Genomic DNA, 24,886 nt, shown 5'->3' on the forward strand with positions numbered 1-24,886 from the left:
AGGCACCGCCAGACGAAAGGGGCGGCAACAGATATGTTCTACCTAACGCCACCGCGCCACATCTCGACTCTACCATTCGCGTCGGTTTGGCCGGAGCACGGCGACTTCTGGTCTACCCCGGTGAATGGACATTCTAGGCGGACATGTCTCAAACCTGCACAAGAAGAGAAGTGCGATCTAACCGCTCGTCGCAGCGCGATAGAAGGCTTCCACCTTCCCCAGGTTTTTTGAGTGAGTGCCCTCTTGATCGGTCCTTGTTTTCGAATCGACACCGGCAGGTCGCACCGACCGAATAGCTTCTTTGACATTGTCTGGTCCGAGGCCACCAGCAAGTATTACTGGGGTACGAACACTCTCCACAATCTTTCGACTGATGCTCCAGTCATGCGTCACGCCCTGCGCGCCGATTTGCACATCACCTGTGCGATGACTGTCAAGCAGGACCCAATCGACAACTCCATCATATGCTTGCGCCACACCTACCGCCTCAGGTCCCGTGACAGGTACGCTGCGCATGAATTTGGTCTTTGGCAGGGACTTTCGCAGTGCCACGACAAGATCAGGCGTAAGCAATTCGCTTGATGCGCCAAGATGGACGATGGGCGGATCAAGCTCCCCTGCCATCCGTTCGATAAGAGCGACATCCGCCGAGAGGAACAGCGCGGAAAGTACGGACGGCGCCCGGATCATCTTCACGAGGGCCGACGCCGTTTGAACCGGAAGTTCCCGAGGGAAGGCACCGTCGCCGACGAGCACGCCGATATGATCCACGCCGATTGCCGATATCGCCGCGGCTTCCGCAGGTGTCGCAACTTCGTAAATTTGCGTCAGTATTGTCTTACACCAGCGCTGTCAGCCACTCAGTTGTGTAGACAGGATGGGCTGGTCTTGGGTCAATGCCGCTTTGGGTCATTCGCGTCGATTTGGCGGGACTACGGCGACTTCCGGTCTACCCGGTGAACGGACATTCTCAGGATAGGCGGGCATGTCTCAAAGGTGCACATTGGGCGACATCGCAGGTTTAGTCTTGATATGAAAAAGGCCGCGCCAACTCGGGCGGCCTGCGGTCACTTTTTGTCCTTCGGGAGCAGCTAGGCGCAAACGGTGGAACGATCACGCTAATCCACGGCCGGCACTGAATGATGTTCGTGGATGATGGTCCATCGGTCATCGATTTTGCGCATGCCCATTGTCAGGCGGAAGTCCAGGCCTTCAGGTTCCTCGTTTGCTTCAGATCCGGCGCAACGCACGGTCGCGACGACGAAGGCGACGTTGGCGCTGGCGGTAATGCTCATTTCGGTAGGTTTGAAGAGGACCGGATCGCTTGTCCAGGAATAGAACAGGTCCCACGTTGTCCTGTAGGCTTCTAGTCCCCTGGATTGAAAGGGAGGTGGCACATCGAACATCAAGATGTCGTGGTTTTTGGAGTATCCCTTCTATATCTCTGCGCCTTATGGCGGCCAGCCAGGTCTCTACACGGCGCGGACGGCTGCTTCATCTTCTGAGCTATTTTGCCCGTGATCCATCTGAAATCCTCCGCGTAGTTCCGTCGTTGGCGCCAAGAGGACGTTTTGCCGGTTGTGCTCCCGACACCTCCCGCGTAAATATTTTCACCGTTATCCGACACAGATTGGCGTGTCTCAAACGCGCCAATTGCTGACTCATGCACGCAGCAAACGCCGTGCACCGGGAGCCACAATTCTCGCTTTAGTCGATGCGCTGCCAATAATTGCGTGCAAGGAACCTGGGTGGTCGGTGTGAGGCGCGGTTGGATCCTTCTCCTGGACAGCCGACAGCCTATTCCTGGACGTCGATCTCGAAGGCTTCGCCATTGAGGTCGACCTTCACTATTAGCGTCGAGCCACCGGCGCACTTTGCCTTCAGCCGCCATCCGCGAAAACTCCCTTCGTCCAGCAGCATGATGTTGCTTGTAGCGCAACCCGTCCGCCCCATGGCTCTTGCCGCGCGGTTCTTTATGTCTTCGAATTCGAACTCTGCAACTCGAAACACCGATGCGCCAATATCCTGTGCAGTGAGCGTCGGCGAGCGTCCGACACCACTGACGATAGCAGTTCGCTCCGCTTGATCGAAGAAGCGCAGGAGTTGGCCCGTAACCGCCGCGACTTGGTCTGTCAATCGAGCTTCGTCTTTGGTTTGGGCATCGTATTCAAGTCTCATCGCCGACCGCAGGTCAAAGGGGACTGCCGTATCTGCGTCAGACAGAATGATCGTCGGCTTCCCCGCTTGGTGGAGGAGGCCCAGTTCGTACATTACATTCGCATTGAGTCCTGTTATGACGACGTAACCGAAGTCGCTCGATCGAACGTATTGATGAATCCCGGCAATGACATCGCCAGCAGCGACTTGCTCGTCCACCGAGATGAGCTCAATATTGAGGCGTCTACAGGCACTCGCGATCGCGTTACGCACCCACCTCAATTCCTCCTGATAGGGCGTGGCCAGAAAAGCCTTATTATCTCCCATGACACGGCCCTCCCGGTCGCACGGGCTTAAAAGATGATCCTCCATGAACACCATCATACTCCATCGTCCGGGCTGCGGATAAGAGAATCTCGATATAGCTAGCGACGGCGAAGGGCCGTTATGGGTCATTCGCGTCGGTTTGACCGGCCCACGGCTACTTCCGGTCTACCCCGGCGAACGGACATCCTCAGGATAGGCGGGCATGTCTCAAAGGTGCCAACAACGGACAACCGCGCTACTCCTCGTGATTTCGCCGCAGTACCATCTATAGAACTGAACAATTGCGACCGAAGGCAGAAAAGGGTCTGCATTGCGCAGAGCCTTTTTCTATTTCAACGCGACGGTGAGTATTGACGGCGCGTTCATTTCCGTCGGCTACTTGTTGAAAAGTTTGCTGAGAAATTCGACGACGTCCTTGCGAGCAGCGTCGGTCGCTTCAGCATTATAGGCGATCGTGGTACCTCGCTCGATACAGGGCTCGTTGAAACTGGCGGGCTGGCCCGTATCGCTGTTGATGATCGCGCCCTGGGGCTTTTCCTCGTAGCGGCATTTACGCCAAGTCTGCGCCTGCGGCAGCTGTAGCGTGCCCGGGATCGTCTGCACGTCGAAAGCATGATAGGCACCGGGATATTCAACGAGGTCTATTTTGGCACCAGCTTTTTTCAGTCGCGCGACGTAGTCGCGGCATGGACCGACCGGCACCCAGTCGTCGGCGATGCCGTGATAAAGCCGGATCGGCTTCGCGCTGACCTTTTCGTCACCGATCATCGCGGTGTTGCAGGGCGTGTAGAAACCGATATAGGCGGCGAAGCTTGCGCCCTCAGGGGCGTAGGCGTTCTGGAAACGGTCCATGCTGGCGTAAAGTGAGGGTATCGCGCCCTTCGAGAAACCCATGACCGCAATCTTGTCCGGATCGATGCGCGGATGCTTCGCGAGCACGGCAAGCGCAGCAAAGGCGTCGTTCATCATCGTGTAAGACGAAAGTTGCGCTTGATCGGTAATGGTATTCGTTATCCCACGGCCTGTGAAGCTGTCGGTAACAAAAGTCGCGAAGCCAGCTTTGTTTAGCTCGCCCACCCACATGCCAATATTGAAGCCAACGCCGCCCGAACCATGCACGAGGGCGACGGCTGGCAACCGGTCGGTTCCGGGCTTTGGAATACGCAGCTCGCCCGCTATCATCGCGGGCTTGCCATCTTTTTTGCCGAGCAGGAAATCCGCGGTGTCGAGTGTGACTGTCGGCACCGAACTAATCTCGGTGCGGAAGATGGCTTGTGCCCGTGCGGCTTCCAACAGGAAGACAAACCCAGCGATTGTAATCAGGGCGCGGGCGAATAAAGTGTTCATGAATTCCCTCCCTTGTTATCCGACGTTCCCAGATGACCAAGGATCGGCGTGAACGATGGCGGTCGGTCCCAGAAAATGTGACTTCTTGATTGTCCGAATGCATCGCTGCTGACGTCATACGCGCAGCCGCTAAATAAGGAGCGATCTCGGCAATAACCCGCCTTGGGCAGCTCCTCCTAGGTTACATCGCCGCGCGCGTCGCGGATACAAGAAGTTGTGGGTGTGCTCAGGTGCTGGAATTTGGATGCGTGGTCCGAAACGGGTCATTCGCGTCGGTTTGAGCGGGGCCACGGCGGCTTCCAGTCTACCTCGATGAACCGACATTCTCAGGACAGGCGGGCATATCTCAAAGGTGCCACATGCTGACTAGGTGGCTCCCTCCAAGCGCTGGTCGATCGCCTGACGCAAGAGGCCAAAATCAATGGGCTTAGAAAGCAATCCGGCTGCTCCAAGCAGCTCTCCTCCTGGTCGCATCGTCCCCATAGCGGTAATCATGATTACAGGCACGGAGCGCCAAAATCCACGATATTCTACGACATAGAACGATACGGCTCCGGTTGAGAAGTACTATCCCGTTCCATAATTGATTGCACAGGGCCGCTCGGCATTTCGCGCCATGCTGTTTTGCCAATTTGCATAAAATCGCGTGAGGCCCCGTCTGTACTACCAATGACGGATCGGACCGCGAGTTCAATGCTTTCAAATAGTTTGGCGGCGCGTGCACGATGTGTGCACCGAGAGATAAATGAAAATCTACAGACAGCCAACGAGAGCAGGCGTTCTAAACGCTCACTGGTGTCGGCGGGGCTGTGCATGTCTCCGAAAGTGTTTGATCTTGTATGCACGGGGGACGAGGTCAATTTATGCCAACTCCCAATCGCGGAATGAGCGCTTATCGAATGGCCGCCGTTGGCGGGTTCTTCGAGACTGGAATTTGATCAGTTTGAAGATCGCGGCGTTGCTCAGGCGAGCCTCCCGTGTCGGCCCTCGCTGCCTGCCAAACGTCGGCGAGCAAAGCGGGGACAACGCCGTGCGCGGGACAGCGATTCCAAGCGCTGGCAAACAATGCGAAGCCCGGATCCGGGCGTTGCCGGCGGGCGCTTTCCACCGCTAGCAGCACCAGCGACCGTGCGCGGAGCCGGACCGGGCCGACGTGGCGTTCGTCGCGCGCCTCGCGGACCACGCGCGTCGGCGCGCGCAAGGTCTGCGCTAGCGCATCCAGCGGTTCGATCTTCGCCAGATTGTCGCCGTGACGCGCCAACCTGCGCATCAACTTGATCGACCTCACGATGTTGTCCATTGCAAGCGCGGTCGCGTGCGCGCACGCCATATCACCGCGCGATAAGTCCATGATCCGGTCAAGCGAGGCCTGCAGCGCGCCGCTACGCCTGATCCAGAACGCGCGCAGCGGCCAGGGCGACAACCAAGTCTGCAGCGTGCGCGCGGCGTAGTATGATTTCTCGCTGGCGGTGTAATTGGCAAAGAACAGGCGACCCACTGCTTGCTGGACGATGACGCCCAAGCTGCGATCCGCTGCCCCGTCGCGAACGTAACCGCCAAGCTCGGCGATTTCGGGCGCGATCCGTCGCAGCAACGGCCTGACGTCGGAAAGCGCCGCTTCGAGCGCCGCTTGGTGCGCCACGCGTAACGGATCGAGCCGGTCGCGGAACGCCGGCCAGATGTCTCCGTCCGGCGTGCGGAAAACCGCGAGCTTGGCGGCAACCGAGCGGTTCACCAGACCGCCACGGCCGGACAATGAGCGTTCGACCATGCTTGCATCGTTGACGGCGAGCACCTCGTCCGGCGTCCTGACAACAACGAGACGGATGATGCCCGGAATGGTGATCGTGAAGGCCACGGCAAAACCTCAAAGCACATTCCAGGGGGCAAAGCAGTTTTTGGCGCCTTCGAGCGCCGGGCCGAGTTGCGGCACATGCCGCAACAGCACAGATTTCATGTTGTTATTATTGATCCAATCCAGGCCGAAGTCGGTGTAGATTTCGGGCCGATAGTCGTCGGTAAAGAAGCGATCGCTCTTGAGCCGCCGGGTTGCCATCAGAATGAAGATGCGGAAGGCGGTGTCGCTGAAGCCGAAGCCCTCCGGCAGATCTTCCGCCAGTAGCCCAACGAGGAGGTCGACACGATCCACGTGCTTGTAGATTGCACGCATCTTGTCGGCCGCGCCGGGGATGCTGGTGATTTCATCGAATGTCTCGACGCGTCGCTTGCCCACCAACTCCCGGAAGCGATTGTAGCGCGGAACACCGCGTTCGCGGTCGCGTATGATGTCGATCGCGGCCACGTCCAGGAGCGGCTGGCCAACCTTTTCGAACCGGCGCAGGAAATTGGGAAAATTATGAAGGCGAATGGCGCCCGGGTGATTGGTGCCGAAGGAGTAGAGCAGGTTTGTGAAGCCGTGCTCTTCCATGAAACGACGCGTCGACTTACCCTGCATGTTGACCAGCTCGCAGCACACTTGCTTTCCGGTGTCGAGCCGCCGCACGTTCATCTCGTCCGGGAGGAGCGGGTGGAGGCGATAGACAGAGGTGAACTCCTCGGTCATCGCATAGGGCGCGCTGTGCTGGTCCGTCGGCGAGCCCGGGATGCCGTGGGCCGCCTCGTTGTCCTTGCCGAGCACCGCGCGCATCACGCGGTACGGTACACCCGACCAATTGGCATGCATGGCGAAGTCCAGCGCCGGATGCCCGAGGATGCCCGGTGTCCATTCGATCGTGTGTATCTTGGCAATCAAGGCCGCGTTGATAAGACGCGCTCGCTGGAACAGCTCCTCGTCGTGCCAGGCCGGATAGCGCTCCTTTAAGGCGTCGCAGAGCACGTTGTGCTCGCGCACGAAAAGATTGTGTAGCAGGCTGAGCCCAACCCACCAATTGTCGTTGAAGCCGGTGAGATCAACGCCGAGATGTGTCGGGTCCTCCAGAAGCATGCCGTCGGGACCGACCGCGATCTTCCCGTCCGTGCCGGAACGTATATCCGCCTGCCTTGAGTGACTGCTGCCGTAGATCTGTCCGGCGTCCCACCAATGGGAGTTGGTGTTGCGGAACGTCGGGGTGGCGCCGAGCCATGTTTCGCGCGGTGTCGTATCCGCGAGGGTGCGACGGATCTGCATGCAGCCGTCGACCCGCTGCCGCTCGGGCCAGTCGTCGTCCGGCTGCAGCGGAATTTTGAACTCATTACCCGGCTCGGGCAGCCCATGGCTGAACCAATTGTGTGTTTCGAACTGGATCCAGGCGGCGGCCAAAAGATTGAGTTTGGTCGCGGGAATGAAAGTGCGGCGCGCCAGCAATTTTTGGGATATCTCCCGCGGGCTGGGATCGAGCAGTTCGTCCCCGCTGTCGGGCACGCATTCAGGCAGCGGAAAGTTGCGGCCGAACCGGGACCCCGCCATGCCCATGCGCGGATGATCGAGGCTGTTGAACGAGCCATCGGGCGAACGCCAGCGCTCTCTGCCCGCGCTCCAGTCGCTCGATGTCCCAATACCGTAGCCGGTATGGTGGAGGTTGTGCGCCCGTAGCCTGTCACGGAATACGCCGAGGTTGACGGCCGCCAGCAAGGTCGGCAGTCGATCCCATCTTTCAAAGAAGTTGATGACCCGATAAACAATATCCAAGAGCCGCTGCAGCAGGCCAGCATGGAATTCAAAGCCGTCGTTTCGACGCGACATTTGTTCTCCAAAGGCATACGTCTGAAATCGATTTCGGCTACAGCTGATAACTGCAATCTATTATCACCAAAGCGTCTCTTCGCCAATCGGACTCGCGGATATGCATTCTTTCTTTCCGGCGGGCAGCTAGGTAACCCGCGAACACCCGTTGGTTGCGTTGTATGAGCGCGGCACCGCCAGGGATGATTGAAACAGGCCCTTCACTACGCAGAAGTCGGGCCGGGATGAGATTTGTCGCAAGCTCGATGATCCCCGGCGACTAATCAACGCCAACGGTGTTTGCATCCAGTCCTTGGCTGCAAGGCAACAGAACCCGGTCCGGTTGCGACATCCATAAGATCAATGCGTGTTGAAATCGAATTTCCTCAAGGAGAACTCTTATGGCGAGCTATGCAATTGGCGGCGTGAAGAAGTCGCGATAGGCCCTCGCTGCCAAGTTGTCGTGGCGCCGACGTTCAAAGAAGCGGATCGTTCTGCATCCTCAGTTGAGATAGGTGTGCTTCAGGGCGGCCACCATGATCCTCCGATTGCTCAGCGTAGTTTGGATCTGGCGCCCCGGCTGCTCAAAAATCTTGCGACAAATGTGAGGTGCTTCACATTGGAGCCGATCGCAGATGAGTAAAGCTGCCATCAATTCAGTGCAGGCGCTTGCTGGGAATTACTCTCGATGGTTATCGCGGGGATTGCACGATGCGATGTGGACCGCTTTTGCCCCGAGGGGAGCGTTTCGCCATAGAAGCCCTCGCGAAGTCGCTGGATGCCGTACGCTACGACCTTGCGACATTCGCTGAGCATTTGTTGGACGACGAAGGCGGAGAGGTCCCCCTGGTCCGTCCTTGCCTGATCCTTCGACGCGATATCCCGGATTTCAGATGGCAGCGATGGACCGCCGTCGAAGAGAAGCCAGCTGCAAGCGAGCATCACTGGATTACCAAGATCCGTGACATCGCTGAAACCGATGCGGATCCCGACCTGCAGAGTAGGCAGCCCCCGCTTGCAACCATACCTCGACCTCGGTGTCCGATCGGCACGAACCCAGCAATTCCCCCTGTCGACCGAATGGATGCTGGGATAGTATGCAATGGAATTACAGCCTGCAGTGACCGACGCGCCTGATTTTGCGTTAGCGTTGCGAAGCTGTCCGGCAACAAGCTTATTGTTGTGATGACCGAGCCGAAGCTCGATCCTAACATCGATAGAGCTGGAAATATCTGATCTGCATGTTTTCGCCCGACAGGGGTACTCGTGGGGTAGATACGATGAAAAACATGGTGCGGAATTACGATGGCGGGATCACAACCTCTCCCGCGCAACTCGTGTTTCCCAGCACCGTTGCCGAGATTCAATCGGTCCTGAGAGATACCGGCCGCTACCCTGGTCCGGTCCGGGCGATGGGTAGCTATCATTCCTTGACGCCATGCGCATCCTCGGACGGAACTATCATCAACATGTCCGGCATGAAGCGGATCATCGAGATCGATCGAGAGGGAATGACATTCACGGCCGAGGCGGGTCTTCAGTTTATCGACGCGTCGCGGACGCTGCGCGCGCAGAACCTCCAATTCCTGACCAACATCGAAATCGGGAACATGACGCTCGGTGCTGCGGCTTGCTGCCATACGAAGGACGGCTTGGACGGGGGCGAGTTCGGGCAGGTCGGATCATACCTCATAGGCATCAAATGGGTGACACCCAGCGGTGAGTTGGCGGAAGCGTCGGAGACGAATGACCCGGATCTACTGTACCTCATGCGCTCGAGTTACGGCCTATGTGGGGTCGTCTATGAGGTCACGTTTCGCATCAAGCCGCTGGAAGCGATCCAGTTCAGCTACCTGCCGCGTCCGATCAAAGATCTGACCGAGAAGGAGGTGGACGAGATCATCGATGCGTCGAAAGGCTTGATCTGCTGGACGGTCGGCAGAAAGGCACACTTCCAGACGCGAAAGCATGTCGACCATGTTGGACCGTTCGCGTCGCTATTCGCCGCCGGTCGACGCACCCTGTGGAATCACACCGAGGCCCGTGTGGGCCGGTTCATTGACAGCCGCATCCCGACCAAGCCGCTTAGGAATGCGTCCCTCGATGCTTGGTTTGCTGGCAGCAAGCTGCTGATGTCGACGCTGTACCTGGTGGGCGGGGCGACCTTGTATAATCCCGACAAGACGATCGACTACAGCAGGACTCTGCCATCTGCGAAATATGCATTCACATTCTGGGCGTTCCCCCGCAGTCAATGGCTGGGCGCGCTGCGCGAATACGTGGAGTTCAGTGAGAAGTATTTCAAGAAATACGACTTTCGCTGCAACATGGCGCTTGGCTCATACTTCATCCGGAAGGATACTCACTCCATTTTATCTTACACGCACGATGGAGACATCTTCTCGATCGACCCCATTCACGCTTACACGGATAAGCCGGCTTGGGACGGATTTCTAAAGGAATTCAATGAGTTTGCCTACAAGCGGAACGGCATTCCATTGCTCAACCAGAGCCCATTCGTCGAGAGGCAGCATGTCGAGGCAGCCTATGGGGCGAGATGGAAGGAGTTCTCTGCGCGAGTTAAACAAGCGGACCCACAACGGCGTATGCTAAATCCATTCTTTGCTGAACTGTTGAGCGCGTGAGGCCCGGCTCAGAGACTGCCCAACGGGAAGGGAAGCGCTTGTGATGCCCAAGCTGGAAGCCTAGTCTGGCGTGATTGAGATTAGGGTGGTTGTCGATTGGTCGCTTGAAGCGTTGCGGACTTGTTTTCAGTGATTGGGCTCAAGCAGATCGGCAAGGGGATCTTAAACTCATAGCGAAGAAGAAGCGAAGCTCAAAACGATCCGCGGACCATCGTCAGAATTCCTGGATGAATGATGGACGATCTTCACGACAGAACAACTGAACGCCGTCAGGTCACGGTTCTGTTCTGCGACATAGTCGATTCAACCGGTCTCTCTGAGCGTTGCGACATTGAGGACCTGAGAGAGATTTTACTGGAATTCCAGGCGATCAGCTCCCAGTGCATCAAGAATGCTGGGGGCATTGTCGTCAACTACATCGGTGACGGCATTCGCGCCGAGTTCGGGTATCCCCTCGCGTCGGAGCACGAGGCTGAGAGCGCGGTACACGCTGGCCTGCTGTTATTGCGGGGTATTCAAGAGCTCAGCGAGCGCTCGACGGCGACGATCCAGGAACCGCTTCGCGTCCGGATCGGTTTACACACGGGCGTGGCGGTGATCGGCAAGGCGGGGCGGGACCATGTGCACGACGGAACGGAGATCGTCGGCGAAACGCCCAACATCGCATTCCGGTTGCAGGAAATAGGCGAGCCCAATTCGCTGGTGATCAGCGGTGAGACCAAGCGCCTGCTACGCGGCAAATTCCCGTTGCGACCGCTCGGGATGCGCACGCTCAAAGGACTGTCGCGGAAAATTGAAGTTTTCCTCGTCCTGGGAGAGGCGGTGGAAGATGACGTGGCGCATCGCGCACGCCATCGCAATGCCTTGCCCCTGGTCAATAGGGTCGCCGAAATCGGCGAGTTGCTGCAAGCGTGGGAGTTAGCGAAGAGCGGACGGGGACACACGGTGGAAATCACCGGGGAGCCCGGGATCGGCAAATCGCGCTTGGCACTGGAGCTGATCGACAAAACCGGGCTGCCCGACGACTTGATTCTAGCGGTCCAAGCCTCTGCCCAGCACCAGAACACGCCGCTATACCCGATCATAAGGACCCTCGAGCAGCGCATCGGTATTCGCAAGGATGAAGGCGCCGAGGCCAATTCGGCGCGCCTGCGCGAATTCCTTTCCACAACGCCTGCCGGCGACGAGGAGCAGTATGTGCTGATCGGCCAAATGCTTGGCTTACCTACGTATGGCACATCGAGCGCGACAGTTCCCGATGCGCAGGAGCGGCGTCGGAAGACCCGCGACGCGGTTGTGCAGCTGTTGACGTCGCACGCCCACGGCGGCGCGGGCCTGATACTGGTCGAGGATTTTCACTGGACCGATCCATCGACGATCGAGATCGTCGAGCGTATCGCTGGCCAGATCGGCAACGCGCCGATTCTGCTCGTGATCACCAGCCGGGCGACTACCATTCACAGCGGTTCGCTGATGATCCGGCGCATACTGCTTCAGCGTCTTGACGACGACGACTGCCGCGATCTCGCCGGCTCCGTCGTCCGCGACAAGCGGCTGCCTAGCCAGTTGATCCAGCAGATCGTCGCGCGATCGGACGGCGTGCCATTGTTCGTAGAAGAGTTGGCGGCGGCCGCCCTCGAGACCGGCCAGGTCGATCCGGGCGTCAGAAGTGGGATCGTTGCCAGTGGGCCCGCCGAAGTGCCATCGGCGCTCTACGACTCCCTGATGCTCCGTCTCGAGCGGCTCGGCGATGCCAAGGTGATCGCTCAGCTCGCGTCGGTGATCGGGCGCAGTTTCTCGCATCGACTTCTGGCGGCTGTTGCGAGCGAGCACCACAACACCCTTGAACCCGCTCTCGAGCGGCTGCGCGCGTCCGGACTGATAGGGCTCGAGCGCAGTGGCGACCAAAAGGTCTACTCTTTCAAGCATGCTCTGGTGCGGGACGTAGCGTACTATTCGCTCCTCAAGCGGCAGAGACGAGAGCTTCATGCCCGCGTCGCCGAGGAGATCGAATTCCAGCTGCCGGAGATCACCAACAGGGAACCCGACTACCTCGCGCAGCACCTGTCGGAGGCCGGCCGCACCTCGCGAGCGGCGCAGATGTGGCTCAAAGCGGCAAAGCAAGCAGCCGAGCGCTCGGCAAATCTGGAGGCCATCGCGCAACTTAACACGGCGCGGGAAGAGATCAGGAAGCTCCCTGCTGGACTTGAACGGGACAATCTGGAGCTGAACGCCCAGATTGCGCTGATCGGACCGACGATCGCGCTACAGGGATGGGGTGCCGACGCGGTCGCCGATGTGAGCAGCCGCGCCATCGAGCTCTGCCGCGCTTTGGACAACGATCCGCGCATCTTTCCGGCGCTGTACGCGCGGTGGTCGTACCTACGAGTTGCAAGCGATGTGCGGGAGGCCGGCGCGCTGGCGCGAGACTTTCTGACGCTCGCCGAGCTGAAAGGAACGAGAGCCGATCGAATGGTCGGCCACCGGTTGCTTGGCACGTCGCTACTTGACGGCGAGACTGAAAAGGCGCGCGATCATCTCGAGCGGGCAGCCAAACTCTACGATGCAACCGCCGACCGCGCAACGGCCGTCATATACGGGACCGATGTGCAGGTCACGAGCCTATCCAACCTGTGCATTTCCTGCTGGCTGCTGGGCCGGGTTACCGAAGCGGTCGCACACGGGCGAGACGCGCTCGAATATGCAGACCAATTGTCGCACGCTCATACCTTCGGCTACGCCTGTGCTCACGCTTGCATGCTGTACACACTGGAGCGAGACGTACGAACGGTGCAGGCGCTCGCACAGCGGCTGCTTGCGCGCGCGATCGAACGGGAGCTACCGCTGTGGATCCTGGTGGCGCGGTCATTTCTCGGCTGGTCCGAGGTCGAATCCGGCCGCTTGGCGGAGGGCATCGACACGTTGGAGAAGCTGCGCGACTCCTTTCAGAACGCGCACCTTGTCTACTGGCTGCCCACCTACCTTTGCTGGCTTGCTGAGGCATATGTCCGCACCGATAAGCTGGCGGAAGCTAGACGTTGTCTCGAGCAGGCGCGCAACGTCTTCGCGCGGGGCGGCAACTACTGGTACGAGGTCGAATGTCTTCGTATCGAAGGGCGGCTTGCCGCGCACGCGCAAATCAATGATGCTGCACTCGCTGAACGGTGCTTCGAGCAATCGCTGGCGCTCGCCCGCCAGCGCGGCCAACGAGGATTTGCCTTGCGCGCGGCGGGCAGTCTTGCCGGCCTTCTCGCCGCCAAAGGCCAGACCGAACGTGCACACACGCTGCTGCAATACGAATTACAATTCTTCGCCGATCAGCCGGACCGCGGCGATCGCGCAGATGCCAAAGCGATATTGCGCTCCCTCCAAGGAGGCTCTCAAGGCTGACAGCGCTTTGAAGCTGGGCTGGCGTAACTCTCGAAGCGAGACGAAGCGAGACGTGGGTGAACGGAAAAGGCGCCCGCCGGCTCGGCCTGAAGGCGCTCTGCGCCGGGCGGGACGCAGTTCGAGTCGCGGACGACCGCGAAAGTCGCTCCAATGCGAAGCACTATTCAATTCGGACGCATGACCGTCGCCTTATAACGGCGAGGACACCACCCGCTATGAATCGAAGCTTCTCCTCGTTCCAGTTTGGGCGGCCATTCTGAAACGCCTCGAAAAACAATGAGGCGCTCCTTAGGAGCGCCAAATTGCCACCATTCAGAATAAAATTGCGAACTATGGGCTTGGATCTGCCATTGTGCGGCCTCCTCCTTGCGCAGCTATCGGGCAAAGCCAAATTGCGTCAAGCTGATGTTGGATAACGTTGGCGCAAGCTAATCTTCACGATGACGCAAATGGACGCCAGAATTGCCGAACTCGTGGCGCGGCTCACGGCACTGGAACGCGAGTGCGCGGAGATCGTAGCCGAGATCGACACTCTACGATCGGCGCGGAGTGGGAAGACCGCGGCTATCAAAGTGGTCCCTTCCGCAAAAACCGGCGATCCCATCGACGGGAATTCGTCAATCGAAAGGAAGCCGGATAATTCCTTTCAGCCTGTCCAAGGGTGGATTTTGTGCGTGGATATCGCCGGCTTTGAAAGGAACGAGACCAACTCCCGGCTATCATTGCATATGATTCGCGGAGGCACCTCGATGAGCCGAGCCCAGCCAAAATCCTCGCCGACGGATGAGCATGCGAGACGGATCGCGCAGGCGATCGCTAAGGGTCGACCGCCCCCGTTCAATGATGCCTTCGATCGGTACTGCGAAAGCTCCCCGCGCGAAATCTTTGCCGCCTTCACAGGCGCGGCTCGCCACATGCCTCCGGCCGGCCAGGATGAGCCGCTTGCGATCGGTTATCTGTTTCTGCTGCAGCGGCTGCTCGAGCATCTTCGTTATCGCACCGATCGCGGTTACGCGGACGCAGCCAAACTGATCGCGGATTTTCAGGCCGACGTCGTCGCGCAGGTCGATGCCGGAAACGTCGACGGCCGCATGCTTGCCTTTGTGGGAGGAGCGCTGCATCAGTCGAAAATCCCTGCGTCGCCAGAGCTTGCCGCGGCGTCGACAAATCAGCTCGTTGATCGGAACCAGGATGGACCGCTTCCGACCGACGTCCGCGCCGCTCTCGCCGGCATCCTCGAAGCGTGCGACGGCGATCCATTCCTGGCCGTCGGCTCGCTGATCGAAAGCGGTCATGCCATGCCGGCGGAAACCCGTAGCGCCTTGGCCGTGGGCCTGGCGCTTGCCGGCATCCCCAAAGCGCGTGGCGCCGCGGTTCTGTTCCTGCTCGATCCAGATTCGACTGTGCGCCGGGCGGTTGCCGGAGCGCTTGCGCAGGTCGCAGCCTCGCTGACGTCGACCGAGGTTCGGCGGCTGATTACGATGCGCAATTGGCGACCCGAGAAGGAACGAGCCGCGGTCGACACGGTTATCCGCAAGGCGCGGGCGGCTGGGATCGATTGCGCACCATGGGAGGCTGGCACCATAGAGGCAATTGTCGCCACCGCCGTCGATGGAGCCACAGCGCAAGGATTCCTTCTGATATCCCCGGTTGGACGGAAAAAGCGAATATCATCGGTCCTGATCAAGGGAGGGATCGCGGATGCATGGAGTGGCGAACCGGAATCGCGCCGCCAGATCGAGATGAGTCTCGCCGCCGCTGGGATGGAAACCCCTACGCTTGCCGTATCCCGATCATATCTCGATCGCATCGTGGCGCACGAACTGGCGCTCAGTATTGAGAAACGGGAAGCGCCGCCGTTCGGCCTGCTCCAAGTCGCCGAAACTATCGGCGGTGCCGATTGGCAACCCGCGCGCATGGCGTTTGGTGAAACGCTCGCCGGGCTGATCGCCGAGGTCCCCAAGGCGATGTGTGAGCCCGCCACGCTCGCTTCGGTGCTGCGGAAGAGCAACGAACTTGCCGAGCTGGAGGCCGTCGCACAATCCTGGTTTGAGGACGACCCGCAGGTCGCTCAAGCGGTGGAGCGCGCCGGCGGCCGTGATCGCACCAAACTTGCTACCTATCTATTGCAGAGCGTTATTGCACGACATCGTGACAGATGGGCTGACATTGTATTGCGGACGGCTCTGTGGATGCGTGAGGCGCCTGTGGCCGCCGATCTATGCTGGCGCGAACTCGCGATCGTTGCAAAGGCGCTCGCCGACGGACGGGATGTGACGGAGATCGGATTGATGCGCGATATCGCATTGCGGACGATCGCGGTCCTCAAGGACGCTGGGCGGATGTGAGAGAGCCACGGGCGCGTTTTGCGCCGCCTATTCGCCGAGTTGGGGGACGTGGCAGGTGAGGTGGCGCTCCAATCGATCGCAATTATACAGCAATTCAATGACATATAAGTTCGCAGTTGGCGCGCCATGAAATCAATGGCTTTAGTGGCCGCGCCACTACTTGTCGAGTATCGGTAAAATATACGTCGGTGGACTCTGGCGAAATTTCGTGGACGTCGAACGCACGAACACGCCAGCGCTTCCGATTGTCTTAAGGGACAACAACGTTCTGACCGTCGAAACGCTCGCGTTTCAAGCATGCATCCGCAGACATTCCTAAGTGGCTTCGAGACGTATACGCGGACCCGTAATGGGTTCAGGTTACAGGTTCATCTGGATGGACCAGTGGACCCGCACACGGGTTTCGTCACCGACTTCTTTGATATCGAAAAATGCTTCGCCGGCGTCGTCGACGCGCTGGACCACAGGTGCCTGAACGACGTCGAGGGACTGGAGAACCCGACCGCCGAGAATATTGCGGTCTGGATATGGGAGCGATTGAAGCCGGGTCTTGAGCAAATCTCGGCTGTTCGGGTCTACGAAACGGCGGACTGCTGGGCCAAATATCACGGCCGGTGACCACAACCGCACGCCGGCCCATTCGGATATCCAGATAGCCAGCGCGCAATGTCCGGTGTTGGGGAAAGCTGACGAGAGAGCGGACATGGCAAAATCGACCATTCCATTGGCGGACATTCTAAATTTGACCAACGGCGCATCGCGGACAAACACGCCCCTTCGGTTCGCGCGGGTCTTTGCAGGTCGTCGCCGATCAGAAGACATAAGCTAGCCGCACGCCGCGCTATTCTGGCAGCCCGGCGGTCCGCAACGCCCCACCAAGGGCTTCCGCAAGCGCTGGGGCACAGTTCACGCCCGCAAACTGGCGGCTGTAGCGAAAGGCCGGCTGAAGCTCGAGCACACGCGTAGCGGCCGCCCTCGCTTCGTCGAACCGGCCAAGTTTGGCCAATGCGGCGGCCAATTGCACGTAAGTGATGCTGTGTGCCGGATTGGCTTGAACGGATTTGTAGGCCGCACGACAAGCTTCCTCGTAGCGGCCGCGCAACAAATGACTCATTGCTTGCGCGTCAAACGCGGCCCACGCCCAGGAATCGAACGGGCTTAGCCGCATACCCTGCTCGCTCCAATCTATTGCGCGTTCGGCTTCGCCGCCCCATCCGAAAATCACGCTGCCGAGAATGTAGGTCAGCGCCGATGACGGGCTGATGGCGAGGGCGGCTTCCAATGCTGTGAATGCAGCGGCGCGATCGTGCTCATCCATGCCGATGGAAAATCCGGCCCACGTCAGAGCGAGCGCATCGTCTTGTCCATAGACAATGGCGGAGCGGGCGTGGCGGATCGAAGCAGCACGGTTGATCTCCTGCAGCCCGGCGCGAAGGAACAAGCAATGGTGACACATCGCGGCATTACCATGCGCAAGCGCATAAGTGGGCTCGAGCGCGATCGAACGATCAAGAAGTGCCAGCGCTCTCGTCACTTGCTCCGGCATACCTGAATCGACGTCAGGTTGGGCCCGCAGCACGAGATCGTAGGCATCGAGACTGTCAGGTCGTTTCCGCCTGACACGTTCGATTTCCGCTTTCCGCACGCTTGGCGCAATCGCGCCCACCGCCGACAGCGCGATCTCATCTTGAAGCGCGAAAATATCGTGGGAACTGCGGTCGTAGCGCTCGGCCCACACGTGCGCGCCGGTCGACGCGTCGATCATTTGGCCCGTCACGCGCACGCTGTCGCCGGCCTTCCGCACACTGCCTTCGAGGACATAGCGCACGCCAAGCTCGCGGCCGACCTGCTTTACGTCCACGGCGCGGCCCTTGTAGGTGAAGGTCGAGTTTTCGCGCGATGACGAAAAGCCAGTTTATGCGTGCCAAACCGGTGATGATGTCGTCGACCATCCCGTCGGCGAAATACTCCTGCTCCGGATCGCCGCTCAGGTTCGAGAACGGCAGAACGGCGACGGAGGGCTTTTCGGGCAATGTCGGTGCCGACGCGGCGAGGGCGGCAGCCGACGCATCGGGAACATTGATGACAACGGCCGGTCCGACATACCGATAGCCGCGCCGCGGCAGCGTTTCGATCCAGCTCCCGGCCTCCGCCGCGTCCGCCAGCACCCGGCGCAAGGCTGCGATCTGAACCGTTAGATTGTTATCGGCAACCGCCAATCCGCCCCAGCCGGCGTCGACCAGGGCGTCCTTGGACACCGGTACGCCCGGGTTTTCGAGCAGCCGGCGCAGCAGCGCGACGGCGCGCTGCCCAAGCATGGTCGGCTCGGCCCCGCGGTATAGAATGCCCGCCTCCGGGTCGAGGCGGAACGGGCCGAACTGGTAGTGGTCACTCCCGACTGTCATTCGACGCTTTTAGCAAATTTTTGGGAACGGATTCACGACTTCTCGGCACGGACGGCCGATGTTGCACAAGTGCTTGCAGAAATTGGCATTTGGTCAATGGAGGATCACATGAGCGCCGATGCCGTCATTCGTATGCCCGATGAGAAGAAGGGGGTCATACTGCGTGGTCATCCTATGGTCTTCCTCGTCACCGGCGAAAACACCAGGCACACAAGCATGTTCGACTGGACGATCCCGGCGGGGTTCGCCACCGGGCGGCATGTTCACCGGCTGCAGGAGGAGACCTTCTACCTGCTCGAGGGCGAGTGTGAGTGGCATGTCGGCGACAGGACGATCCGCGCAACGCCCGGAACCTATCTGTTCATCCCGCCGGGGGTGCCGCACAACATCACGAATGTCAGTGAGAAGCCGGCTCGCGTGCTGATGACCGTTTCTCCGCCCGGCCATGAGCATTATTTCGAAGAGCTCGCGAAACTCGCGGCGCAGGGTGCGCCGGACCCCAAGGCGCTTGCTGATCTTCGAGATCGCTACGACACGGATCAGCTCTCGACTTTGACAACACGCGCGTAAGCCTCCATCCCAGCTTCGATGGCCGCTTTCTGGCCCATCGCGAAGGTGACCGGGGTGCCGAGACTGTCATCGGACCTTTGCGGCCAAGTGGTGAGGCTGACCTGCTGGTAGCTGAATGACAGCATGTCGTGGCCACCGTTGGTGTCGTGATAGGCGGTCAGGACCACGTCGCCGAGCCTGAGATCATAGAACGTCTGTCCATTGGACGAGACACCCTTGAGCTCGATCGACGGAATGTGCTTGCCGGTCGCGGCATCCTTGCGCAGCGCCGTCAGGCCGGAGTTGAGGTCAAGGTCGGCCGCCTCCGGTCGCTGCACTGAGGACCGCGCTTACGTCGAAGCTGTAGCCAATGACGTCGAACGCGCCCTTGTTAGTGTCGCCGGTCGAATCACCAAAGAAGCCGTCGATCGCCAGATAATAAGTAAGGGCCATGGGATGCGCTCCTGACGCAACAATTTTCCCTAGAGCACTCGACGCCGTAGTTCGAGTGCAGCAATATTCGTTGTCTCGCCGACAAAAATTCGCCATTACGGGTCTTACATTCCGTAGATCGTGATCGAAACCTAAGCGGATCGATGATTCCATCACAGCGCGACGGAGGCAAGAACAGTTTTTAGGGCTAATCCTGAGCATTGAGCAAATGGCAGCTTCCCGAACGATCTGGGCTCTCGTTTATTCTGCATCACCAATATGCGCTACCTGTGAAATGTTTCACACGCCGCCTGTTTGTGCCCTGCTATGATGTGCGTTCAAGTGCACAGGCCTTATAGGAGGGTAACATGTCTCGCCTCCAGTGTGCCGCTGCTTTGTCTTTCATCATTGCCGGAATAATCGACGTAACGGGCGCGCAGGCGGCAAGCGTCCGTGTCGGCGATGCCGTGCAGATCGTGCACGATGTCGCGGGCCGACAGTCCAGCGAACAAGCGTGGGGTTCGAAAGCCGAAGGCGACGACGTCTACGAAAATGAATTCATCCGCACGGCGGTCGAGAGTCAGGCGCGCATTCTGCTCGTCGACCGGACGGCTCTCGCGGTCGGGCCAATCACCATGATCCGGATCGATCGTCTGGTCTACAACCCCGATCAATCCGTCAAGGGTATCATCGTGAGCGCCGGCGAAGGCGCCGTGCGCTGGACCAGCGGCGACTCGAACTCTTACTTGATCAAGACGCCGACCGCCAGCGTGACGCCGATAGGCACGGTGTTCGACTTGTTTGTCGATTGGCAGAGGACCTTTGTGATATTGAGACAAGGACGTGTCAACGTCTGCACCAACGACCTGCAGCCGACGTGCAAAATGCTCGTCAACGCCGGCGATGTGGTGCTGGTGACCGCAAATGGGCTGCAAGGACCTGCGCGTGGCGCCCCCGAACCGGCAGACTTTGCGGACCGATGCCTGAGCGCGAGCGGTCGGAGCTGCGCCATAAATCTGACCTACAGTCCACCTGAGCCTCCGCAGCGAGAGCCGCCGGTCTCCAGGACAAGACGTGTCGACGTTCAACCGAGCCGACCGCGGCGAGTCGAAGAACGGCCGCGGATGGTCCAGGAGAGATCGCGGGTAGTCGAAGAGCGACGGCCGATAGTCGAAGAACGAGTCGTGCCGCAGCGGCCAAGTTACTACCCTCGTCCGTACGACGCTCGAGCGACCTACATCATCCGCCGGCCCTACGTGCTTTCTTATCCACGCCCGCGGCCAATATATACACCGGGATATATGCCCGTGCGCTGCGTCTTCTACTACGGCCGGAGGATCTGCCGATAACGCCGTCTCTATTTAGCAGGTTGGTAGGGCGGCCACTTCTTCTCCGCGATGCACCACGCCGGCGGCTCTGGTTCGAGGAAGGCCCGCCGTCGCTGGTCCACCGTGAGGCAGCGCGGCACCGTGCTCTTTGCCTGATTGACCAGCGCTTGCGTTGTCGGAAACACAGGCCAGATGCGGGCGGTACCGTCCTCGGACGCGGTGACAAGGCGTTCACCGTCGGCACTGAATGCGGCGTCCCACATCGGTGCCACTCCCTCCAACACCGCGACGGTTTTGCGCGCATCGGCGTCCCAAATGCGCGCGGTGTTATCAGCCGATGTCGTTGCAATCCTTCTGCCGTCCGGGCTGTAGGAGACGCCGAAAAGCGAGCCCTGATGACCCTCAAGCATCGCTAGAAGCCCACCGGTCTTCACATCCCACAGCCGAGGGGTGTTGTCGCCACCGACGGTCACTGCCTCCTCACCGTCCGGCCTGATGGCAATCTTGTGCGTTCCAGCCTCATGATCCTGGCCCATCTGCTTGCTCTGCGCGACCTCATTCCCCTGAGTGTCCCACGTACGAAACGTGTGGTCGGCACCCAACGTGACGACGTGTTTGCCGTCGGCCGTGAATGCAACGGCGTGAATTTCTCCTTGGTGACCGACCAGACGCACCACGATCTCGCCTGTTTTTGCGTTCCACAAACGCGCCATGTCGGCGGCCGTCGCAACCAGCAAGCCATCGGGGCTGAACACCGCGCTGCGGACCGGTCCATTGTGTTCTTTGAGGATCGCGAGTTCGTTGCCCGTTTGTGCGTCCGAAATGCGAGCCATGCCGTCGTAGGATCCGGTGACCACGCGTTTACCGTCGGGACTGAACATGACACTTGACACGCGCGCGTCGTGTTTGCGGAGTAGGGTACCCGGCATGCCTGTTTGAACGTTCCAGATGATGGCGGAGCCGTCGGCGGCGCCCGTCAAGACCAAATGTCCATTGTGGCTGAAGGCGACAGTCCGGAGTCCCTCACCGCCTCCCTTGAGGACCACACTCAATGTGTCGGCTTGCAGCTCGACATTCCACAACCGCGCGGTATTGTCGGCCGACGCGGTCAGAACCCGCGTCCCATCGGGGCTGAATACAGCAGTCCGCACCTGTCCCGTATGTCCCCTGAGAACCGCCTTCAGTTCGCCTGTTCGCGCGTCCCAAATCCGAGCGGTGCGGTCGTCAGATGCAGTCACCACGTTCCTGCCGTCGCGGCTGAACGTCGCGAAGCGCACGGGTTCGGTGTGCCCCGCAAGACGGCGGCTCACTTTTGGAGAAACGTAACCCCGTACAGCCCACCCCGCCGTCCCCACCTTCTCCCAGGTGCGGGCTGTCCCATCATCGGATGCCGTCACCACTTGCCGGCCGTCGTAACTTATGGCAACGCTCCACACGTCTGCGTCATGCGCTGAGAAAGTATCGATCGGCTCGTTCCTATCGAGAGCCCACAAACGCACGCTCTTGTCTGAGGAGGCTGTCATCAACAGGTATCGCAGGATGCCCGTGTCTGAGTCATCCTTCGCGAAGGTCGCCGAGCGGATTGGACCGGTGTGCCCCTCGAACACACGAATGGATTGTCCAGTCGTGGCGTCCCACAGACGCGCTGTCCGGTCATCGGAGATCGTGAGGATGTTCTTACCGTCGGGCGTGAAGATGGCATCGCGCACGGGCCCGGTATGCTGGTCAAGGTTGTGGATCTGCTTGCCGCTGCTCGCCTCCCACACGCGCGCTGTGTTGTCGAAGGACGCGGTGGCCACCTGCCGACCGTCGGGACTGAACGCTGCCCTCAACACATTCTTGCTGTGCCCTTCAAGGATCGCGATCTCTCGGCCTGTTTCGACGTCCCACACACGCGCGGTGGTGTCGGGCGAGGTCGTGACCACGTATCGGCTGTCGGGGCTAAATTCGGCAGATCGCACCGGCCCCCGATGCCCGCGCAGCTCGAAAAGCGGCGCGCCAGTCTGGGCGTCCCATACACGTCCCGTGCCGTCGTCCGACACTGTCACCAGCCGCCTGCCATCCGGCGTGAACCGCGCGCTCCACAGCGGACCTGCATGCTCTTTCAATACGACCGTCTCCCGAAGAGCATGATAGGCTTTGAACAGCGCCTCATCCGCCTCCGGTACGGGGGGCCGCTGCTTGTTGCTCTGTGTGTCCGGCAGCGCTTCGAGCGCGAGAAGCATCGCCGTTGCTGCATCGCCGTCGCCGGTAGCCTGGTTCGCGCGATCGGCGAGCAAACGGGACTGCATGACCTGTAGCTCGCCGATCTTGACCCGCATTTCATCATTGGCCTTAAGGAGCGCCTGGCGGGCCTGACCACTTTGCTTCAGGGCACTATTTGCGACGAACGCCGCCGATGCGGCCCCGATCGCAAAGACGACCAACGCAGCGACGGCTGCGTATTTTACGAACGTTGTCCTTGTGTGGGCACGGCTGCTTGCGGCGACGAAATCACGCTCGGCGCCGGACAGCCAATCGGGCTGGCGCGCGGCCAGCGCGGCAAATTCCGCTAGTTCCGCGCCAGCGGCGAGATGCTCTGCCGCGCGCGATCCGCTCGAAACCCACCGACGCGTCTTGTCCATCAGGCCGTCGAGGACGCGCATGTCCGCGGCGGCCTGCTGCAACGCATTCTGCAGCCATGGCCATTGCGTGATCAATGCCTCGTGGGCGACCTCGATCGAGGCCTCGCTGGCGAGCAGGAGACGTCCGCAGTCCTCGCTCGCTAGCTTCGCAGCGAGCGCGTGGCGCCGCGCATCGAAATCGGCCAGATCGGCGAGGCGCCGCGTCGCGCCGCCGGTCTCGCCGAGACGCACCAACCGGACGAACACGGCTGCGAGGAGCTCACGCTCGTCCGCGTTAAGACGATGCTTCCGAACGCTCTCGGCCTCATGTGCTAAAGCGCCGGCGACACCGCCCACTTGAGAATAGGCGACAAGCAGGCCGACGCCGTCGGCCTTGTGCATCTGCCACATTGCGTAGAGCGCCATCTGCACCAGCGCAAGATCGCCAGGGCGATCGCTGATGTCGCGCCGGATCGAGGCGATTACTGCGTCCTGTTCAACAACGTGCGTATGGCCCGCCAGAGCAAGGGGCTTGCGGACCGCTTCGGCAATTCCTTCGTTGGTAATACGCCGAAGTCGCAATACGGCGTCATAATTGTCGCGCGTCAAATGCTCGAACAGGTTCGCTAGTGGTCGGCACAGGTTGAAATGGTCGGCCCGTAGCGTCAGAACGATCCTGAATCTGCCACCGCCGGCGAGCGCTATGAGAAAATCGACGAACGGTGCGCGCACGGTCTCCATGGTCTCGGTCAGCAACTCCTCGAACTGGTCGACGACCAGCAATGTTTCCGTCTTGCCGACCGGCAGATCGCAGCGGATCGCATACGCGGTCTCGCTTGGGTCCTCGAGATCGACCCGCTTGCGCAAACCAGCGCACTCGTCTGCCGAGCGGCCGAGCCGCTCCGCCGCTTCTGTCACAGCTCGCTTCAAGCCCTCGATCGGATCGCGGCCGGGACGCATGACGACAACGTGCCAGAGCCGGTCATCGGGCTCGCGGCCCGCCATGTCGGAGAGCTTACCGCCGCGGAACGCCGGGATAAGCCCGGCCTGGACGAGCGAGGACTTGCCCGCGCCGCTATCCGCGACGACCGCGATCAGCCGGTGCGACTTAAGCTTGTCGACAATCTTGGTAATCTCCTCGTTGCGGCCGAAGAAGCGATCCGCATCCGCCTCCGTCATCGACTTTAGTCCGACGAAGGGATTTTCGAGAGCGACGGCTTTTTCGCTGGGCGAGCGGCCGAGCACGGCGCGCAGCAGCTTGGAAAATTCCTCGGGGTTGTTGAGCGGGTCGTGAACTCCGTGGTACTGCTGCGCAAACGGAGGGAGCGCGGCGGCTCCCCCGCATTCTTTGGAAAGGATGGGGATGAACGGATAGTCCGTCGTGCCGGTCGCGCGCGACAGCGCAAGCCGCACCTCCGAATCGACCCAATTCACGACGCCTTTGGCGCCGATATGGACTGCGAAGGCCGTTGTTTTCTTGCTGATCGCGTTTTCGACCTGAGCCTGCCAGCCGATTCCGGCACTCAGGTCGTCCTTATCTAGCCATATCAACAGCCCAGCCGCACGAGCATCGGGACTATCGAGAAGGCGACGTTTCAGTTCGCGCGCGGCATCACTGTCGGCGCCTGAATGGCTTAGAAACAGACAGGGAGGGGTATTCGCTGTTACCATGACCCAGCCTCGTCACTAGATAT

At 60.1% G+C, this 24,886-nt stretch carries 16 protein-coding genes and 1 pseudogene; 6 read left to right on the top strand and 11 right to left on the bottom strand.

Annotated features, from left to right (window positions below):
• Positions 1-177 precede the first annotated feature (177 nt).
• The 6 genes from JQ624_RS30450 to JQ624_RS30475 all read right to left on the bottom strand — a co-directional run bounded on the left by JQ624_RS30450 (position 178) and on the right by JQ624_RS30475 (position 7,513).
• Positions 178-834, bottom strand: coding sequence for a phosphoribosylanthranilate isomerase (locus JQ624_RS30450; RefSeq protein WP_212422660.1), 657 nt, complete (start codon positions 832-834; stop codon positions 178-180).
• A 284-nt stretch (positions 835-1,118) separates the two neighbouring features.
• Entirely contained in the window at positions 1,119-1,406 is a 288-nt protein-coding gene (locus JQ624_RS30455) for a nuclear transport factor 2 family protein (protein ID WP_212422605.1), read from the bottom strand.
• Between the two features lie 391 nt (positions 1,407-1,797).
• Entirely contained in the window at positions 1,798-2,541 is a 744-nt protein-coding gene (locus tag JQ624_RS30460) for a hypothetical protein (RefSeq protein ID WP_212422606.1), read from the bottom strand.
• 318 nt (positions 2,542-2,859) lie between these two features.
• On the bottom strand, positions 2,860-3,831 hold the full coding sequence (locus tag JQ624_RS30465; protein WP_212422607.1) for a dienelactone hydrolase family protein: 972 nt from the start codon (positions 3,829-3,831) through the stop codon (positions 2,860-2,862).
• An 892-nt stretch (positions 3,832-4,723) separates the two neighbouring features.
• Positions 4,724-5,689, bottom strand: coding sequence for a hypothetical protein (locus tag JQ624_RS30470; RefSeq protein WP_212422608.1), 966 nt, complete (start codon positions 5,687-5,689; stop codon positions 4,724-4,726).
• Between the two features lie 9 nt (positions 5,690-5,698).
• Positions 5,699-7,513, bottom strand: a complete 1,815-nt coding sequence (locus JQ624_RS30475) for a peroxidase family protein (RefSeq protein ID WP_212422609.1) — start codon at positions 7,511-7,513, stop codon at positions 5,699-5,701.
• A 1,259-nt stretch (positions 7,514-8,772) separates the two neighbouring features.
• Between JQ624_RS30475 and JQ624_RS30480 the strand changes: the two genes are divergently transcribed.
• Positions 8,773-10,137, top strand: coding sequence for an FAD-binding protein (locus JQ624_RS30480; RefSeq protein ID WP_212422610.1), 1,365 nt, complete (start codon positions 8,773-8,775; stop codon positions 10,135-10,137).
• Positions 10,138-10,371: 234 nt separating this feature from the next.
• Entirely contained in the window at positions 10,372-13,527 is a 3,156-nt protein-coding gene (locus JQ624_RS30485; RefSeq protein ID WP_212422611.1) for an adenylate/guanylate cyclase domain-containing protein, read from the top strand.
• A 719-nt stretch (positions 13,528-14,246) separates the two neighbouring features.
• On the opposite strand, the gene JQ624_RS30490 is transcribed toward JQ624_RS30485, so the two are convergent.
• Positions 14,247-15,155: a hypothetical protein gene (locus JQ624_RS30490; RefSeq protein ID WP_212422612.1), complete on the bottom strand. Its 909-nt coding sequence runs from the start codon at positions 15,153-15,155 to the stop codon at positions 14,247-14,249.
• Between the two features lie 114 nt (positions 15,156-15,269).
• On the opposite strand from JQ624_RS30490, the gene JQ624_RS30495 reads away from it, so the two are divergent.
• Both JQ624_RS30495 and JQ624_RS30500 read left to right on the top strand, forming a co-directional pair.
• A complete protein-coding gene (locus JQ624_RS30495) occupies positions 15,270-15,875 on the top strand; it encodes a hypothetical protein (protein ID WP_212422613.1) in 606 nt (201 codons plus the stop codon).
• A 297-nt stretch (positions 15,876-16,172) separates the two neighbouring features.
• Entirely contained in the window at positions 16,173-16,493 is a 321-nt protein-coding gene (locus JQ624_RS30500; RefSeq protein WP_212422614.1) for a 6-carboxytetrahydropterin synthase, read from the top strand.
• A gap of 223 nt (positions 16,494-16,716) precedes the next feature.
• Here JQ624_RS30500 and JQ624_RS30505 read toward each other — a convergent pair.
• Positions 16,717-18,280, bottom strand: a pseudogene (locus JQ624_RS30505) (winged helix-turn-helix domain-containing protein).
• A gap of 108 nt (positions 18,281-18,388) precedes the next feature.
• On the opposite strand from JQ624_RS30505, the gene JQ624_RS30510 reads away from it, so the two are divergent.
• Positions 18,389-18,850 (top strand): cupin domain-containing protein, encoded by a 462-nt coding sequence (locus JQ624_RS30510; RefSeq protein ID WP_212422615.1) that lies wholly within the window; start codon positions 18,389-18,391, stop codon positions 18,848-18,850.
• Here JQ624_RS30510 and JQ624_RS30515 read toward each other — a convergent pair.
• Complete coding sequence (locus JQ624_RS30515) at positions 18,820-19,167, bottom strand: type VI secretion system tube protein Hcp (RefSeq protein WP_212422616.1); 348 nt, start codon at positions 19,165-19,167, stop codon at positions 18,820-18,822. The two genes, JQ624_RS30510 and JQ624_RS30515, sit on opposite strands and share 31 nt — an antisense overlap.
• A complete protein-coding gene (locus tag JQ624_RS30520; protein ID WP_212422617.1) occupies positions 19,139-19,282 on the bottom strand; it encodes a hypothetical protein in 144 nt (47 codons plus the stop codon). Before JQ624_RS30520 ends, JQ624_RS30515 begins: the two co-directional genes overlap by 29 nt.
• A 347-nt stretch (positions 19,283-19,629) precedes the next feature.
• On the opposite strand from JQ624_RS30520, the gene JQ624_RS30525 reads away from it, so the two are divergent.
• The gene (locus tag JQ624_RS30525) at positions 19,630-20,610 is read left to right on the top strand and encodes a FecR domain-containing protein (protein WP_212422618.1); all 981 of its coding nucleotides are present in this window, start codon (positions 19,630-19,632) and stop codon (positions 20,608-20,610) included.
• Positions 20,611-20,618: 8 nt separating this feature from the next.
• On the opposite strand, the gene JQ624_RS30530 is transcribed toward JQ624_RS30525, so the two are convergent.
• The gene (locus JQ624_RS30530) at positions 20,619-24,863 is read right to left on the bottom strand and encodes a TIR domain-containing protein (protein ID WP_212422619.1); all 4,245 of its coding nucleotides are present in this window, start codon (positions 24,861-24,863) and stop codon (positions 20,619-20,621) included.
• Positions 24,864-24,886: the final 23 nt, after the last annotated feature.

The sequence above is a fragment of the Bradyrhizobium sp. AUGA SZCCT0283 genome, from assembly GCF_018130385.1.
In the GTDB taxonomy this organism is placed as follows: domain Bacteria; phylum Pseudomonadota; class Alphaproteobacteria; order Rhizobiales; family Xanthobacteraceae; genus Bradyrhizobium.